This is a genomic window from Pseudomonas sp. GOM7 (assembly GCF_026723825.1).
GTDB lineage: Bacteria > Pseudomonadota > Gammaproteobacteria > Pseudomonadales > Pseudomonadaceae > Aquipseudomonas.
In genome coordinates, this window is the sequence record NZ_CP113519.1 from 3,745,115 (window position 1) to 3,760,117 (window position 15,003).

Annotated in this window: 14 protein-coding genes and 1 pseudogene; 7 read left to right on the forward strand and 8 right to left on the reverse strand. The window is 63.7% G+C overall.

Annotated elements, in window-relative coordinates:
- The first annotated feature begins 1 nt into the window (after window position 1).
- Window positions 2-934, forward strand: coding sequence for a diguanylate cyclase (locus tag OU800_RS16410; protein WP_268178389.1), 933 nt, complete (start codon window positions 2-4; stop codon window positions 932-934).
- A 6-nt stretch (window positions 935-940) separates the two neighbouring features.
- Here the strand turns inward: OU800_RS16410 and OU800_RS16415 are convergent, their stop codons facing one another.
- The 7 genes and pseudogenes from OU800_RS16415 to OU800_RS16445 all read right to left on the reverse strand — a co-directional run bounded on the left by OU800_RS16415 (window position 941) and on the right by OU800_RS16445 (window position 7,602).
- A complete protein-coding gene (locus OU800_RS16415; protein WP_268178390.1) occupies window positions 941-2,965 on the reverse strand; it encodes a pyridoxamine 5'-phosphate oxidase family protein in 2,025 nt (674 codons plus the stop codon).
- 51 nt (window positions 2,966-3,016) lie between these two features.
- Window positions 3,017-3,643 (reverse strand): glutathione S-transferase family protein, encoded by a 627-nt coding sequence (locus tag OU800_RS16420; RefSeq protein WP_268178391.1) that lies wholly within the window; start codon window positions 3,641-3,643, stop codon window positions 3,017-3,019.
- 143 nt (window positions 3,644-3,786) lie between these two features.
- On the reverse strand, window positions 3,787-4,677 hold the full coding sequence (locus OU800_RS16425; RefSeq protein ID WP_268178392.1) for a LysR substrate-binding domain-containing protein: 891 nt from the start codon (window positions 4,675-4,677) through the stop codon (window positions 3,787-3,789).
- A complete protein-coding gene (locus OU800_RS16430) occupies window positions 4,674-5,597 on the reverse strand; it encodes a LysR family transcriptional regulator (protein WP_268178393.1) in 924 nt (307 codons plus the stop codon). Before OU800_RS16430 ends, OU800_RS16425 begins: the two co-directional genes overlap by 4 nt.
- A gap of 1,056 nt (window positions 5,598-6,653) precedes the next feature.
- Window positions 6,654-6,794 (reverse strand): annotated as a pseudogene (locus tag OU800_RS16435) (LysE family translocator); the annotation flags it as partial.
- Between the two features lie 43 nt (window positions 6,795-6,837).
- Window positions 6,838-7,206, reverse strand: a complete 369-nt coding sequence (locus OU800_RS16440; RefSeq protein ID WP_268178394.1) for a DUF5064 family protein — start codon at window positions 7,204-7,206, stop codon at window positions 6,838-6,840.
- A 78-nt stretch (window positions 7,207-7,284) separates the two neighbouring features.
- Window positions 7,285-7,602, reverse strand: coding sequence for a DUF2288 domain-containing protein (locus OU800_RS16445; RefSeq protein WP_268178395.1), 318 nt, complete (start codon window positions 7,600-7,602; stop codon window positions 7,285-7,287).
- 292 nt (window positions 7,603-7,894) lie between these two features.
- Between OU800_RS16445 and OU800_RS16450 the strand changes: the two genes are divergently transcribed.
- The 5 genes from OU800_RS16450 (at window position 7,895) to OU800_RS16470 (ending at window position 12,783) form a co-directional block, all read left to right on the forward strand.
- Window positions 7,895-9,016, forward strand: a complete 1,122-nt coding sequence (locus OU800_RS16450; protein ID WP_268178396.1) for a branched-chain amino acid ABC transporter substrate-binding protein — start codon at window positions 7,895-7,897, stop codon at window positions 9,014-9,016.
- A 118-nt stretch (window positions 9,017-9,134) separates the two neighbouring features.
- Window positions 9,135-10,058, forward strand: coding sequence for a high-affinity branched-chain amino acid ABC transporter permease LivH (gene livH / locus OU800_RS16455; RefSeq protein ID WP_268178397.1), 924 nt, complete (start codon window positions 9,135-9,137; stop codon window positions 10,056-10,058).
- Window positions 10,055-11,314: a high-affinity branched-chain amino acid ABC transporter permease LivM gene (locus OU800_RS16460; protein ID WP_268178398.1), complete on the forward strand. Its 1,260-nt coding sequence runs from the start codon at window positions 10,055-10,057 to the stop codon at window positions 11,312-11,314. The genes livH and OU800_RS16460 overlap by 4 nt, the downstream gene beginning before the upstream one ends.
- On the forward strand, window positions 11,311-12,078 hold the full coding sequence (livG, locus tag OU800_RS16465) for a high-affinity branched-chain amino acid ABC transporter ATP-binding protein LivG (RefSeq protein ID WP_268178399.1): 768 nt from the start codon (window positions 11,311-11,313) through the stop codon (window positions 12,076-12,078). Before OU800_RS16460 ends, livG begins: the two co-directional genes overlap by 4 nt.
- A 3-nt stretch (window positions 12,079-12,081) precedes the next feature.
- Complete coding sequence (locus OU800_RS16470; RefSeq protein WP_268178400.1) at window positions 12,082-12,783, forward strand: ABC transporter ATP-binding protein; 702 nt, start codon at window positions 12,082-12,084, stop codon at window positions 12,781-12,783.
- A 97-nt stretch (window positions 12,784-12,880) separates the two neighbouring features.
- Here OU800_RS16470 and OU800_RS16475 read toward each other — a convergent pair whose 3' ends face one another.
- Window positions 12,881-13,597: a UTRA domain-containing protein gene (locus OU800_RS16475; RefSeq protein ID WP_268178401.1), complete on the reverse strand. Its 717-nt coding sequence runs from the start codon at window positions 13,595-13,597 to the stop codon at window positions 12,881-12,883.
- Window positions 13,598-13,901: 304 nt separating this feature from the next.
- Between OU800_RS16475 and OU800_RS16480 the strand changes: the two genes are divergently transcribed.
- Window positions 13,902-14,960 carry an ABC transporter substrate-binding protein gene (locus OU800_RS16480; protein WP_268178402.1) on the forward strand — a complete coding sequence of 353 codons (1,059 nt, stop codon included), beginning with the start codon at window positions 13,902-13,904 and terminating at the stop codon, window positions 14,958-14,960.
- Window positions 14,961-15,003 lie beyond the last annotated feature (43 nt).

Consider the following 15,003-nt stretch of genomic DNA (forward strand, 5'->3'; position numbering starts at 1 on the left):
TTTGGAGCGTCTCAAACCCTATCTCCACGAGCGTCCGAAACTACTGGTCGTCGACGACCAGACGCTGAACATCCGTCTACTGCATGAGCTATTTCGCGCCGACTGCGAGGTCTACATGACCACCAGCGGCGAACAGGCGCTGCAGATGAGCCGTGACCTGGCCCCGGACCTGATCCTGCTCGATGTGATGATGGCGGACATTGACGGCCATGAAGTGTGCAGGCGCCTCAAGGTGACGCCCGAAACCCGCGATATTCCGGTGATCTTCGTCACCGGCAAGGATCACGAGGACGACGAAGCCATCGGCTTCGAGCTGGGCGCGGTGGATTACATCCGCAAGCCCTTTCACTCGCTGGTGGTACGCGCCCGCGTGATGAACCACCTGAAGCTGAAACTGCAGAGCGACGTACTGCGCAAGATGGCGGTGCTCGACGGGCTGACCGGCATCACCAATCGCCGCGGTTTCGACGAACGCTTCGCCGCAGCCCGGGCCCATGCCCTGCGCGAGCAGCAGCCGCTGTCGCTGCTGATGATCGATGTCGACTACTTCAAGAAATACAACGACCTCTACGGCCACCTGCAGGGCGACCAGTGCCTGCGCGAGGTCGCCCAGGCGCTCAACACCACGGTGCGCCGCCCTCACGACCTGGTGGGCCGCTTGGGCGGCGAGGAATTCGCCGCTCTGCTGCCGGACACCGACGAAGCCGGTGCTCTGACAGTGGCGGAGCAGTTGCAGGCGGCGATCCAGCAGCTCGGCATCGAGCACCGCGCCTCCGAAGTGGCCGACAAGCTGACCCTCTCCATCGGCGTAGCGACCCGCTTGCCGAGTTCGACGGCCAGCCTCGAACAACACCTGAAATGGGCCGATGAGCAACTCTACCGGGCCAAGAGCGCAGGGCGTAATCGCATCAGCATCCAGGCCTACGGCACCTGAAGCCCATCAGAGTTCTAGCTGCAGCGGCTCGCCTGCAGCCGGCACTGCACAGCAGATCAGCACGCAGCCATCATCCTGAGGTAACTCGGCCGGCGGATTGGGGTAATGCACCTGACCGCTGACCAGGCGCGTCCTGCAGGTGCCACAGGAACCACTCCGGCAACTGAACTCGGGGCTCAGGCCACGGCCTTCCGCCAGCTCCAGCAGGCTGCCACTGCCTGGCGTCCATCGCGCCTCCTTGCTCGAAGCCGTGAAGTACACCGGCACCGCCTTGATCGCTGCAGGCGGCTGCATGACGCTCTGACCATCCGTACGGCGTTTGAGCGTCGAAGGGCCGAAGGCCTCGGCATGGATGCGCTCGTCAGCAACATCGAGATCACGCAAGCCATCATAGATCGCCTGAGTAAAGGCTGTCGGACCGCACAGGTAGAAGTCCTGCCCCTCGAGTGACAGGGCCGCCTTGATCTGCTGCATATCGAGGCGCCCCGGCTGCTCGTAGTCACGCCCGAGCACCGCGTACGCCTCCGCGGCACTGAGCGCCCGATGAACATGCAGCAGGCCGGCGGCGCGCTGCACCAGCTCAGCCAGTTCAGCCTGGAACGGCAAGTCAGCCAGCGTGCGCGCACCCTGGAAGAAATGAATGGGCCTGCCCTGCCCCAGCGCCACCTGCTCGCGCAGCATCGACAACAGCGGCGTGATGCCGACACCCGCGCCGATCAGCACCAGCGGCCGGCGGCTTGCGCTGTTCAGGGTGAAGCTACCCTGCGGCGCACGCACCTCCAGCACATCCCCCACCTGGACCTGCTCGTGCAGATGCCGCGAGACCAGGCCCTGTGCCTTGACGCTGATGCGCAGGAAACCATCGGACGGCGCGCTGGACAAGCTGTAGGTACGCTGCAGGGTTTCGCCCGTGGCGCTGACGATGCGGATGGGCAGATGCTGGCCGGCGACGATGCTCGGGGCAGGGCCCTGTTCCGGCGCCAGCACGAAGGAGCGGATATCGGCACTCTCCTGCTGCTGGCTCTGTACGCGCCAGCGCTGCCACTGAGTACGCCGCTCACGCAGACGCGCCTCGGTCTGCTCCCAGGTGCCAGTCATCAGGCTGGTGGGCGCGTATTCGTGGAATTCCCAGCGCAGCGAAGTCGCCGCCGGGCGCAACACCACCTGCTCGATATCGAAGGTCCATAGCCGTTCGGCACCCTCGAAGGCCTGGATCAGCGGGCTGTCGAGGATGATCTCGGCGCGGCCGGCCAGTTGCAGCACGTCACCTGTGGCGAAGTCGACGAACAGCAGGCCAGCGCGCGGATTGACGCTGAGGTTGCCCAGGGTATTGAAGTGCAGGTTGCCGGCGTAGTCGGGAATGGTCAGGCGCTTGCCCTGCACCCGCACGAAGCCGGCACGCCCGCCCCGGTGGGAGACGTCCACCGCACGGCAGCCATCGTCGTACTCGACGTAACTGGCGACGAAGAAGGTGTCGGCGCCCTGGATCATCGCGCGGGTACGTGCATCCAGTTCGGTGGCATCCAGGCGCTCGTCGCCGCGCTCGTTCCCATGGCGGTATTGGCGCAACTGGATGTACTGCGGGCAGTTGCCGAAGGCCTGCTCCACGGCGATGTCCAGGCGTTTTGCCGAGGCCTGGCTGACATGCCCGTTGAGGCGATTGCGCCGCCGGCTGTGCAGCTCGATACCCAGCAGGCCGATGGCCTCGCCAGCACCCAGGCCGAGCGTGGCCGGGTCGCGCGGGTCGAGTGCCATGCGGGAAAGATCGAAGGACAGCAAGCGCGGGTCGGGCGAGCTGACGAAGCCCTCCTCGCCCTCGATCAGGGTGGCCCAGGGCTGGCCGGCAGCATCCACGGTGCCGGCGATGATGAACGGCAGTTGCTGATAGAACTCGCGATGCTGATCCGGCATGTAGTCGCGAATCACCTTCTGCCCGAACACTTCCATGCGTTCGGCGACGCCGACCTGTTCCTGCAGTCGTCTTTCACCGGCGTGCCAGGGTGACTGTCGATGGCTGGGGAGCCGTTGCATGCTGCGCCCTCCTTAACAAGGTGCTGCCGGTATGCCCGGCAGCGGTTGTGATCAGGCTTGCAGACCAGCGGCCGTACGCGGCATGGGCACGAACCCCGGTAGCGCCTCGATGCGTGCCAGCCAGGCGCGGATGTTCGGATAGGGTTCGAGCGAGACGTTGCCCTCCGGCGCGTGGGCGATGTACGAGTAGTTGGCGACATCGGCGATGCTCGGCTTGTCGCCGACAAGGAAGGGGCTGGCGCTCAGCTCGCCCTCCATCACGGCGAACAGCACATGGGCGCGGCCGATCACTTCCTCGGTGTTGAACGAGTAGCCGAACACGGTGACAAGCCGCGCCGCAGCCGGGCCGAAGGCCACAGGCCCGGCGGCAACCGACAACCAGCGCTGCACACGGGCGGCGGCGGCCGGCTCCTGCGGTAGCCAGTCGTCGTTGCCGTAGCGCTTGGCCAGGTAGACCAGGATGGCGTTGGAATCGCTGACGATGGTGCCGCCATCGTCGATCACCGGCACCTGACCGAAGGAGTTGAGGGCGAGGAACTGCGGTGTCTTCTGCTCACCCTTGGCCAGGTCGACGAAGATCAGCTCGGTGGGCAGTTGCAACAGTGACAGCATCAGCTCGGCGCGGTGAGCGTGGCCGGAGCGAGGAAAGTTGTACAGCTTGATGGCGGGACGGGACATGGGATGGCTCCTTGGCAAAGTTCGGATGAACGCATCGCGAGATAACGCCAGGCATTCGCGACGATGGAGCCATGTTCACCTCATCCATCCCCGATAAGAATCACCATATCGGGCAATCCACCATTTCATTTTCTGCAATCGACTCAGACCTGAAAGGCCGGGTGAGCGCGCAGGCGCGGCACGGCGAAATCGAGGAAACTGCGTACCCGCGCCGCCGCCCGGCGCCCCTCGCGGTAATGGAGCTGCACCGGCACGGGCGCATCGGCGAAGGCTTCCAGCACTCTCAGCAATTGCCCGCTGTGCAACTCCTGATGGGCCTCGTAGCTCAGGCAGCGGGTCAGGCCGAAGCCGGCCAGCGCCGCACGGATGGCCGCCTGCGGCGTGTTGCAGATCAGCCGCGGCGCGAGCTTTACCACCGAGCCCGCGAAACGCCACTCGCCGCCATGGCCGGTCGATGATGTGGCAATGGTACGGTGGGCCGACAACTCATCCGGGCTGGCGGGCCGGCCGCAGCGTTCCAGGTAGGCTGGCGCCGCGCAGACCAGCGGCCGTACCTGCCCCAGCGGTATGGCGAAACCGGACGAACTGGGCAGATGACCGACCACCACCGCCAGGTCGATGCCCTCCTCCAGCAACCTGGGCAGTTCTTCGCGCGCCAAGGTGGCCAGGCTCACCTCGGGGAAAGCCGCCAGGTAGTCGACGGCGATAGGCATGAGCACCTGGTGCGTCATCAGCAGCGGCAAGGCCAGGGTCAGTTGTCCGGCGGGCCTGGCGTGCAGCCCGGTCACCGAGCGCTCGGCCTCCTCCAGGCGCTGCAGGATGCGCTGGCAATGGCTGGCGAAGCGCGCGCCCAGCGGGCTTAGCTGGACGCCCCGTGGCCCGCGCCGCAACAGCCTGCTGCCCAGGCGCTGCTCCAGGGCATTCAGGGTGCGCATCACCGTGGCCTGCGACAGTTGCAGTGCCCTGGCCGCAGCGGCCAGGCTACCTGCCTCGGCCACGGCGAGAAACACCTGCATCTCCCGGTGCTGGCTCATGCGGCAGGCGCTGCCCCGGCTGCGCGCAGGGCCGGGTCGGCACGAAAGCTCGCCGCGCAGAGGTCGACGAAGGTGCGCACCTTGGCCGCTACCTGGCGCCCGCCCTGATGAATGATGTGCACCGGCAAGGCTGGAGGCTCGAAGGCTTCGAGCACCAGCTCGATCTCACCACGGGCCACCGCGGCAGCCACCTGGTAGGACAGCACGCGGGTATAGCCCCAACCCAGGCGCGCGGCACTGATCGCCGCCTGGTTAGAGCTGACGGTGAAGCGCGGTGCGGGGGTGAAGCCGAACGCACCATCGGCGCCGACGAACTGCCAGTGGCTGAGCAGACCACTGGCAGTGGACATGACGATGGGCGCAGCGCGCAGCTCATGTGGATGGCACGGGCGCCCTACGCGGTCGAGAAAGGCTGGCGAAGCACAGACCACCGGGCGAATCTGCCCAACCTGCTGTGCCGTATGATCGCCCTCGGGCAATGAACCGATGCGCACGGCGACATCGATGCCCTCCTCCAGCATGTTCACCACACGATCGACCAGCAACGCATTGACCTCCACCTCCGGGTACCTGTCGAGGTATTGGGCAATACGCGGAATCAGGAACAGCTCGCCGAACATCAGCGGTGCGGTCACGCTCAGCCGGCCGCGCGGCCGCACGTTGCCACCCGCGACCAGTTCCTCGGCCTCCTCCAGCTCCAGCAGGATACGTCGGCAGTCCTCGACATAGAGCTGGCCGGCTTCGGTCAGACGCAGGCTGCGCGTGCTACGGGCCAGCAACAGGGTGCCGAGGCGCGCCTCCAGCGCCGCCACAGCGCGGGTCACACTGGGCGGCGAGATCCCCAGCCGCTTGGCGCCCCCTGCGAAGCTCTCGGCTTCGGTCACCGCCAGCAGCACCCTCATTTCCTGAAACCTGTCCATCTTCACCGCCTGGTTCGTCGTTGCGCCGCACAGAATAAGGATCTTCGCGGAATCTCGAGAAAGTCAGTTTTGACACCGGACTGGCAAGTTTGTGTGTTTTTTGTGTTTTGGACGCCGCTGCGGTGTTTTCAGGTATTCCGGGTTTCGCCCCCTCGGGCGACTCACTTTTCTTTGAAATGCGCAAAGAAAAGTAAGCAAAAGAAACGCACCCCCGCCATCCGGGTCTCGCTGCGCTCGACTCCCCTCACTCCAGCACCGCTCCGGGGTCGGCGTACATGGGCCATCCCTGGCCCATTACGCCTCTCGTGGCATCCATGCCACTCGCCCCCTGCGCAGCGCCTACGTTCGGCCTCCTGAAGGGGGCTTCCGCGCGCCTGAACGAACAGGCACGCCATGGGATGGCCGGCGTGTTCTAGCGGCTGTGAAGTCACGACGTGGCCATAGAATTAAACCGATAGTTTCATTCGAGTAGTTTCATACGCATGGATCTCGCCACCTGCAGCCGACATTGCGGTCAGCCCTTAGGCTGACCCAATATCCAAGCGCGTAGAGTCCCATGGAGTAACCGCAGGTTCAGGCGCGTGCAGAGCCCGCCCAGGAGGGCGAGCGGAATCGTCGTGGAAGAGGTCGAGCGACATGGATGTCGCGACGACTGCATGGATGCAGGAGGTAGAGCGACGCAGGATGCCAAAGCCGAGAGCCGCGATGGCCGGGGCCGCCTAGGTAGGGATGGTCCACCGCGGCGGGCCTCTGGAACGGCGATGGAGTGAAACGTAGCGAAGCGGAGTAACAGCCGAAGGCTGGCCCGAAGGGCGAGCGAAGCGAGTAACGAACCCTCGCGTAGCAGGGCGGGGGCGCCTAGCTCGGATGACCGGGCGGAGGTTTTGGTTACTTTTGCCCGTCAAAAGTGACTCGCCCGGGAGGGCGAAACCAAAAATATCAGCAGAACGCGATAAACAGCCTGAACACCGAAAATAACGGCACATTCACACAAACTTGCCAGTCCGGTGTCAACCAAGCATTCCCCCCCTAAAATGCGAAGAACCCAGGATAAAGCATGCCGGTGGCAGCACTCAGCGCCTGCTGCCGCCCCTCGATGGCAGCGGTGCGCAATACCAGCGCGGTGTCGATACCTGGCGTTAAGGTCAGCAGGATGGCCGCCAGGGTGAAGGCGATGAGGGGTTCAGCAAAGGGCATGAGGCGCCTCGAAGACGATGCAAACGGACGGCAACCCTGCTGCTCAGAAGCCATCCTCTTCCAGGTGGTCGAAATTCACCGACTCTCCAGGCTTGGCGTGCAGCTTGGCGCGAATGTCCTCGAAGATCGCGTCATACTCCTTGTGCTCGCGCATGATCGGGCTGTGGTTGGGAGGCAGGCCGTGCTTGGCGACCAAGCGCGAGATCACGCTGGCGAAATTGAAGGCGGTGTCGCGATGCATCTCGAAGGTCTCCTCGAACGGCTTGCCCTCGATCTCACCGACGAGCCGCCCATGCAGCATGGGGCCCTCCTTGGCGTCCTGGCGCACCTCGTAATAGAAGTCGATGCTGTACTCGGGCTGCCCCGGGAGGCCTGGCAGGTTGTCACGATGCAAATGACCGGGCTCGTACATGTCGCCACTCCTTCACCTGTTCACGATTGCATGAGGCAAGCAGTCTAGACCGGGCATACGCTTCGTGCCCGCACCTTGTCAGTGCAACGAAACGCTCGATGCTCTTTCCTGAACCAGCACCCAGGGCGCCACCACCACGGCCCAGAGCTGCGGGTCACGCGACAACAGATCCTCAGCCTGGCCATCTTCGAGCTTGCCCAGCACGCCCTGCGCCATCCACTGCGCGACCCTGACCTGGTCATTACTGGCCACGGCCTCGGCCACTGCCACCAGATCCTGCCCGCCTTCGACCCAGAGCAATGCGCCACGGGCGAAGAAGGGTTGCAGCTCCTGCCAGGTGATGGCGGCGGTTTCGCCAAGCAGCTTGGCATAGAGGGTGCTAGTGTGTTCCGTCATGGCATGCCCTTTGTCGGTCGGCGTATGGAAGCGCGCAATGATAGCGCCGACCTACCCGCTGGCAAGCCGCGAGGCGCTCGGCGCCTGCAGCAGGACACGCCGTGTTTCTATACGTTCCTTGCAATTTAGCGACACCCCTCCTGCCGCCTCCAACTGCTGGCTTTTCAAGGCGTAAATTGGCGCTCTACACTGTTCCGGTACAGTTGCCGGTGGCCTGGACGGGTTTTCCAACCCGGTTCTGCTGCCAAGGCTGCAAGAACTAAAACAACGAAGATATAAAGAGTGGAGCACTATGAAAAAGGCTACTAAGCAGATTTCCAAGCTGTTCGCCGCAATGGCACTGGCTGGGGCGGCCAGCTATTCGATGGCAGCCGACACCATCAAGATCGCCCTGGCCGGCCCGGTCACCGGCGCCGTCGCCCAGTACGGCGAAATGCAGTTCATCGGCGCCAAGATGGCCATCGAGCAGATCAACAAGGCCGGCGGCGTCGACGGTGCCCAGCTCGAAGGCGTGGTCTACGACGATGCCTGCGATCCCAAGCAGGCCGTGGCCGTAGCCAACAAGATCGTCAACGACGGCGTCAAGTTCGTGGTCGGTCACCTGTGCTCCAGCTCCACTCAGCCGGCGTCCGACATCTACGAAGACGAAGGCATCCTGATGATCACTGCGGCTTCCACCAGCCCGGAAATCACTGCCCGTGGCTACAACCTGGTGTTCCGCACCATCGGTCTGGACAGCCTGCAAGGCCCGACCGCCGGTAACTTCATCGCCGACCACGTCAAGCCGAAGACTGTTGCCGTGATCCACGACAAGCAGCAGTACGGCGAAGGCATCGCCACTGCGGTCAAGCAGACCCTGGAAAGCAAAGGCGTGAAGGTCGCCATGTTCGAGGGCATCAACGCTGGCGACAAGGACTTCTCCGCGCTGATCGCCAAGCTCAACCAGGCCGGTGTCGACTTCGTCTACTACGGCGGCTACCACCCGGAACTGGGCCTGCTGCTGCGCCAGACCAAGGAACGCGGCCTGAACATCAAGTTCATGGGCCCGGAAGGCGTGGGTAACAAGGAAATCTCCGCCATCGCCGGCCCGGCCTCCGAAGGCCTGCTGGTGACCCTGCCGAAGTCCTTCGACCAGGATCCGAAGAACCAGGCACTGGTCGAGGCCTTCAAGGCCAAGAACGAAGACCCGAGCGGCCCGTTCGTGTTCCCGGCCTACGCTGCTGTGCAGGTCATCGCCGAAGGCATCGAGAAAGCCGGCAGCACCGACACCGACAAAGTGGCCGCAGCCCTGCGCGCCAACAGCTTCGACACCCCCACCGGCACCCTGGCCTTCGACGAGAAGGGCGATCTGAAGAACTTCAGCTTCGTGGTGTACGAGTGGCACCAGGACGGCACCAAGTCCGAAGCCAAGTAAGCTACCCGTCTGAGCTCAAAGCCCACTGCATGTCGCAGTGGGCTTTTGTCTATTGGAAGAATTCCGGCCTCGCGTTGCGCCACAAGCGCCGCTTTACGCGCTGCCCAGGAGTTAGGCTATGCCTGATCTTTATCACTACCTACAACAACTGCTCAATGGCCTGACCATTGGCAGCACCTATGCCCTGATCGCCATTGGCTACACCATGGTCTACGGCATCATCGGCATGATCAACTTCGCCCATGGCGAGGTGTACATGATCGGCGCGTACGTCGCCTTCATCGTCATCACCGGCCTGGCCATGTTCGGCATCGACGCCGTCTCGGTGATCATGATCGCCGCCTTCGTGGTCACCATGATCGTCACCAGTGCCTACGGTTACAGCATCGAACGGGTGGCCTACCGTCCGCTGCGCGGTGGTAACCGGCTGATCCCGCTGATCTCCGCGATCGGCATGTCGATCTTCCTGCAGAACGCCGTGCTGCTTTCCCAGGACTCCAAGGACAAGGCCATCCCCAGCCTGCTGCCGGGCAACTTCGTGCTCGGTGAAAGCGCGGCCAATGGCGTGGTGATTTCCTACATGCAGGTGCTGATCTTCATCGTCACCTTCATCGCCATGGTCGGCCTGACCCTGTTCATCTCCCGCTCGCGCCTGGGGCGTGCCTGCCGCGCCTGCGCCGAAGACCTGAAGATGGCCAACCTGCTGGGCATCAACACCAACAACATCATCGCCCTGACCTTCGTCATCGGTGCGGCCCTGGCGGCCATCGCCTCGGTGTTGCTGAGCATGCAATACGGCGTTATTAACCCGCACCTGGGCTTTCTCGCCGGCATCAAGGCCTTCACCGCTGCCGTGCTCGGTGGCATCGGCAGCATCCCCGGCGCCGTGCTCGGCGGCCTGGTACTGGGCGTGGCCGAAGCCTTCGGTGCCGACATCTTCGGCGATCAGTACAAGGACGTGGTGGCGTTCAGCCTGCTGGTGCTGGTGCTGCTGTTCCGCCCCACCGGCATCCTCGGCCGTCCGGAGGTTGAAAAGGTATGACGCGCAATCTCAAACCCGCCATTTTCGGGGCCCTGCTGGTACTGTTGATGGCGTACCCGATCGTGGGCCTGAAACTGACCACCGTCGGCATCAACCTGGAAGTCCATGGCGCCACACCGTTCGAGCTGTGGTGCATCATCGGTGCGGCCGTGCTGGTGTTCGTCTGGCAACTGCTGCGTGATCACCTCACCCCGGCCTGGGCCACGCTGCCCAAGCTGCCGAGTGGTTCCGGCCAGGTTGGCAACTTCCTCACCCTGCCCTCCACCCAGCGCTGGATCATCCTGGCCATGGTCATGGTGGCGCTGGTCTGGCCGTTCTTCGCCAGCCGCGGCGCGGTGGACATCGCCACGCTGATCCTGATCTACGTGATGCTCGGCCTCGGCCTGAACATCGTGGTCGGCCTGGCCGGCCTGCTCGACCTGGGTTATGTCGGCTTCTACGCGGTCGGCGCCTACAGCTATGCGATCCTCTCGCACTACTTCGGCCTGGGTTTCTGGATCTGCCTGCCGATCGCCGGGATGATGGCCGCGCTATTCGGCTTCCTGCTCGGTTTCCCGGTGCTGCGCCTGCGTGGCGACTACCTGGCCATCGTCACCCTCGGTTTCGGCGAGATCATCCGCATCCTGCTGCGCAACCTCACCGATCTGACCGGCGGCCCCAACGGCCTGAGCATCGCCAACGAATACAAGCCGACCCTGTTCGGCCTGTCCTTCGAGCGCCGCGTGCCAGCGGACATGCCCACCTTCCATGGCTTCTTCGAGATGGCCTACAACTCGCAGTACAAGGTGATCTTCCTCTACCTGATCGCCCTGCTGCTGGTGCTATTGACCCTGTTCCTGGTCAACCGCCTGCTGCGCATGCCCATCGGCCGTGCCTGGGAAGCGTTGCGTGAGGACGAGATCGCCTGCCGCGCGCTGGGACTGAACCCCACGGTGATCAAGCTCTCGGCCTTCACCATCGGTGCCAGCCTGGCCGGTTTCGCTGGCAGCTTCTTCGCAGCGCGCCAGGGCCTGGTGACACCGGAGTCGTTCACTTTCATCGAGTCGGCGATGATCCTCGCCATCGTGGTGCTCGGCGGCATGGGCTCGCAGCTCGGCGTGATACTCGCCGCCATCGTCATGGTGATGCTGCAGGAGATGCGTGAGCTGAGCGAGTACCGCATGCTGATCTTCGGCCTGGTCATGATCTTCATGATGGTCTGGCGCCCGCAAGGTCTGCTGCCGATGCAACGTCCCCACCTGGAGCTGAAGCGATGAGCCGCACGATTCTCGAAGTAAGCGGCCTGACCATGCGTTTCGGCGGCCTGCTGGCCGTCAACGGGGTGGGCCTGAACGTCAAGGAAAAGCAGGTGGTGTCGATGATCGGCCCGAACGGCGCCGGCAAGACCACCGTGTTCAACTGCCTGACCGGCTTCTACCAGCCAAGCTCAGGCAGCATCCGCTTGAACGGCGAAGCCATCGAAGGCCTGCCGGGGCACAAGATCGCCCGCAAGGGCGTGGTGCGTACCTTCCAGAACGTGCGTCTGTTCAAGGACATGACCGCGGTGGAAAACCTGCTGATCGCCCAGCACCGCCACCTCAACACCAGCTACCTGGCCGGCCTGTTCAAGACCCCCGCGTTCCGCCGCAGCGAGCGCGAGGCCATGGAGTACGCCGCGCACTGGCTGGAGCAGGTCGACCTGCTGGAGTTCGCCAACCGCAGCGCCGGCACCCTGGCCTACGGCCAGCAACGCCGCCTGGAAATCGCCCGCTGCATGATGACCCGCCCGAGCATCCTCATGCTCGACGAGCCGGCCGCCGGCCTCAACCCGCGCGAGACCGAAGACCTCAAGGCGCTGATCGCCATGCTGCGTGACCAGCACAATGTCACCGTGCTGCTGATCGAGCACGACATGAAGCTGGTGATGAGCATTTCCGACCACATCTACGTGATCAACCAGGGCACGCCCCTGGCCGATGGCACGCCGGAGCAGATCCGCAACAACCCGGACGTGATCAAAGCCTATCTGGGGGAGGCGTAATCCATGCTCAGCTTCAACAACGTCTCCACCTTCTACGGCAAGATCCAGGCGCTGCACGACGTCAGCATCGAAGTGCAGAAAGGCGAGATCGTCACCCTGATCGGTGCCAACGGTGCCGGCAAGTCCACCCTGCTCATGACCCTGTGCGGCAACCCGCGCGCCACCAGTGGCAGCATCCGTTACCTGGGTGAAGAGCTGGTGGGCATGGACACCCCGGAGATCATGCGCAAGAGCATCGCCATCGTACCGGAAGGCCGTCGCGTGTTCGCCCGCCTGACCGTCGAGGAAAACCTGGCCATGGGCGGCTTCTTCGGCAACAAGGCGGACAATCAGGCGCAACTGGACAAGGTGCTGCACCTGTTCCCGCGCCTGAAGGAACGCTTCGCTCAGCGCGCCGGCACCATGAGCGGCGGCGAGCAGCAGATGCTCGCCATCGGTCGCGCGCTGATGAGCAAGCCCAACCTGCTGCTGCTCGACGAGCCGTCGCTGGGTCTGGCGCCGATCATCATTCAGCAGATCTTCGACATCATCGAGCAACTGCGCCAGGACGGTGTGACCGTCTTCCTGGTCGAACAGAACGCCAACCAGGCGCTCAAGCTGGCCGACCGTGGCTATGTGCTGGAGAACGGCCATATCGTCATGCGCGGCAGCGGCGAAGAGCTGCTCAACGATCCGAAAGTACGCGACGCCTACCTCGGCGGTTGATCCGCAGCAGAAGCAAACCGTGGGAGGGGCTTTAGCCGCGACAAAAGCTCGCCGCTAAAGCATCTCCCACGGTCACCCACCCGCGTGCCGCCCCTCTCTACTCCGGCACCTCGACGCTGACGTGAATGGCGTCGTGTCGCCAGAATTCCACATCGCAATCGATGATGCGCCCGTGCTGATCGCGGTTGACCCGAGTGATGCGCAATGCCGGGCTGCCCGGTGCCACCCGCAGACTGGCCGCCGCCTCGATGTGCAGCGCCGTGGGCACCATGTCGAAACGCACCCGCCCGTAATGAATACCGTACTCGCTGGCATACAGGTCGGTGAGCGAGCGGGTCAGGTCGAAGTCGAGAATCCCCGGAAAATACGCCGGGTTCAGGTAGTGCTCGACGTACAGCACCAGGCGCCCGTCGATACGCCGCGCCCGGCACACCTGATAGACGCTGGAAAGGGCCGGCAATTCGAGAATCTGACAGACCTGCGCTGATGCAGGAATCAGTCGCGCGCTCAGCACCTCGGTGGCTGGCACCCGCCCCTGTCCCGCCACCATGGCGTGAAAATGCGTGCGCACCAGCGGGTTGTAGGCAATGCGCGTCGGTGACACGAACCAGCCCCGCCGTTCCTCGCGGTAGACCAGCCCCTGCGCTTCCAACTGGCCCAGTGCCTCACGCAAGGTGATGCGTGTGGTGTCGAACAATTCACTGAGTTTGCGCTCGGCGGGCAACTTGCTGCCCGAGGGCAACAGGCCGCGGTCGATCTGTTCCTGTAAGGCACGGCAGATGGTGGTGACGGCACGCGGCGCTTCTATACGCATCAATTTTTCCCTTTTGGACTAGTCCAGCCCCATTACAGGGCAAAGACCTGCAGCTCATGCTTGTGACAAGCCTAGGCAAAGCAGATGACCAAGCGATGACAATGAAGCTACAAGCATCGCTCATGCCAGGCTCCAACCTAGAAAAATCAAGGCTCTAGCCATGGTCTACGCTTGCTGGAAGCGCCTCGCTGGCGGCACTGGACATCTGCCGTCGGCGCCTGGACACAAAACTGTCATCGAAGGCGCCTAAATTGGCTCAGGTATTGCTGATCTAGACCAACACTCACATGCAAAGGAGTTTCCGATGAAACAACTGCTGCTGGCTTCTCTGATGGGTTCGGCCATTGCTCTGGCCACCTCCGCCATGGCTGCAGGCCCCGACCTGCAGGCGCTGGAAAAAGCCGCTCGCGCCGAAGGTACGGTGAACAGCGTGGGCATGCCCGACAGTTGGGCCAACTGGAAGGACACCTGGAACGACCTGAGCACCAAATACGGCCTCAAGCACAGTGACACCGACATGAGTTCGGCGCAGGAAATCGCCAAGTTCGCCGCCGAGAAGGACAATGCCACCGCCGATATCGGCGACGTCGGCGCCGCCTTCGGCCCCATCGCCGTGCAGCAGGGCGTGACCCAACCCTACAAGCCGAGCACCTGGGAGCAGATTCCGGACTGGGCCAAGGACAAGGACGGCCACTGGATGCTGGCCTACACCGGCTCCATCGCCTTCATCGTCAACAAGCAACTGGTCAAGGACGTGCCACGCTCCTGGGCCGACCTGAAGAACGGCAAGTACCGCGTCGCCATTGGTGACGTCAGCGCCGCCGCCCAGGCGGTCAATGGCGTGCTGGCCGCCGCCATCGCCAATGGTGGCGACGAGAAGAACATCCAGCCGGGCCTGGACTTCTTCGCCGCCATCGCCGAGCAGGGCCGCCTGTCGCTGTCCAACCCAACCATCCAGACCCTGGAGAAGGGTGAAGTGGAAGTCGGCATCGTCTGGGACTTCAACGGCCTGTCCTACCGCGACCAGATCGACCCGAGCCGCTTCGAGGTGCTGATCCCGTCCGACGGTTCGGTGATCTCCGGCTACACCACCATCATCAACAAGTACGCCAAGCACCCCAACGCGGCCAAGCTGGCGCGTGAGTACATCCTCTCCGACGCTGGCCAGATCAACCTGGCCAAGGGCAATGCCCGGCCGATCCGCGCCGAGCACCTGACCCTGCCGGCCGAGGTACAGGCCAAGCTGCTGCCCAACGAGCAGTACGCCAAGGTCAAGCCGATCAAGGATGCTGCCGCCTGGGAAGCCACCTCCAAGGCCCTGCCGCAGATGTGGCAAGAGAACGTGATCATCAATATGGAATAAACCACGCTCGGTGGGAGCGCGCGTAGGGTGGACGACGCTGCAT

Bases quoted from the DNA above. Each gene is read 5' to 3' on its own strand.
- OU800_RS16420 (WP_268178391.1), bottom strand. From the start codon at position 3,643: ATGTCCCGTCCCGCCATCAAGCTGTACAACTTTCCTCGCTCCGGCCAC.
- OU800_RS16480 (WP_268178402.1), top strand. From the start codon at position 13,902: ATGAAACAACTGCTGCTGGCTTCTCTGATGGGTTCGGCCATTGCTCTG.
- OU800_RS16445 (WP_268178395.1), bottom strand. From the start codon at position 7,602: ATGACGGAACACACTAGCACCCTCTATGCCAAGCTGCTTGGCGAAACC.
- OU800_RS16415 (WP_268178390.1), bottom strand. From the start codon at position 2,965: ATGCAACGGCTCCCCAGCCATCGACAGTCACCCTGGCACGCCGGTGAA.
- OU800_RS16430 (WP_268178393.1), bottom strand. From the start codon at position 5,597: ATGGACAGGTTTCAGGAAATGAGGGTGCTGCTGGCGGTGACCGAAGCC.
- livG (WP_268178399.1), top strand. From the start codon at position 11,311: ATGAGCCGCACGATTCTCGAAGTAAGCGGCCTGACCATGCGTTTCGGC.
- OU800_RS16450 (WP_268178396.1), top strand. From the start codon at position 7,895: ATGAAAAAGGCTACTAAGCAGATTTCCAAGCTGTTCGCCGCAATGGCA.
- OU800_RS16425 (WP_268178392.1), bottom strand. From the start codon at position 4,677: ATGAGCCAGCACCGGGAGATGCAGGTGTTTCTCGCCGTGGCCGAGGCA.
- OU800_RS16475 (WP_268178401.1), bottom strand. From the start codon at position 13,597: ATGCGTATAGAAGCGCCGCGTGCCGTCACCACCATCTGCCGTGCCTTA.
- OU800_RS16470 (WP_268178400.1), top strand. From the start codon at position 12,082: ATGCTCAGCTTCAACAACGTCTCCACCTTCTACGGCAAGATCCAGGCG.
- OU800_RS16460 (WP_268178398.1), top strand. From the start codon at position 10,055: ATGACGCGCAATCTCAAACCCGCCATTTTCGGGGCCCTGCTGGTACTG.
- OU800_RS16440 (WP_268178394.1), bottom strand. From the start codon at position 7,206: ATGTACGAGCCCGGTCATTTGCATCGTGACAACCTGCCAGGCCTCCCG.
- livH (WP_268178397.1), top strand. From the start codon at position 9,135: ATGCCTGATCTTTATCACTACCTACAACAACTGCTCAATGGCCTGACC.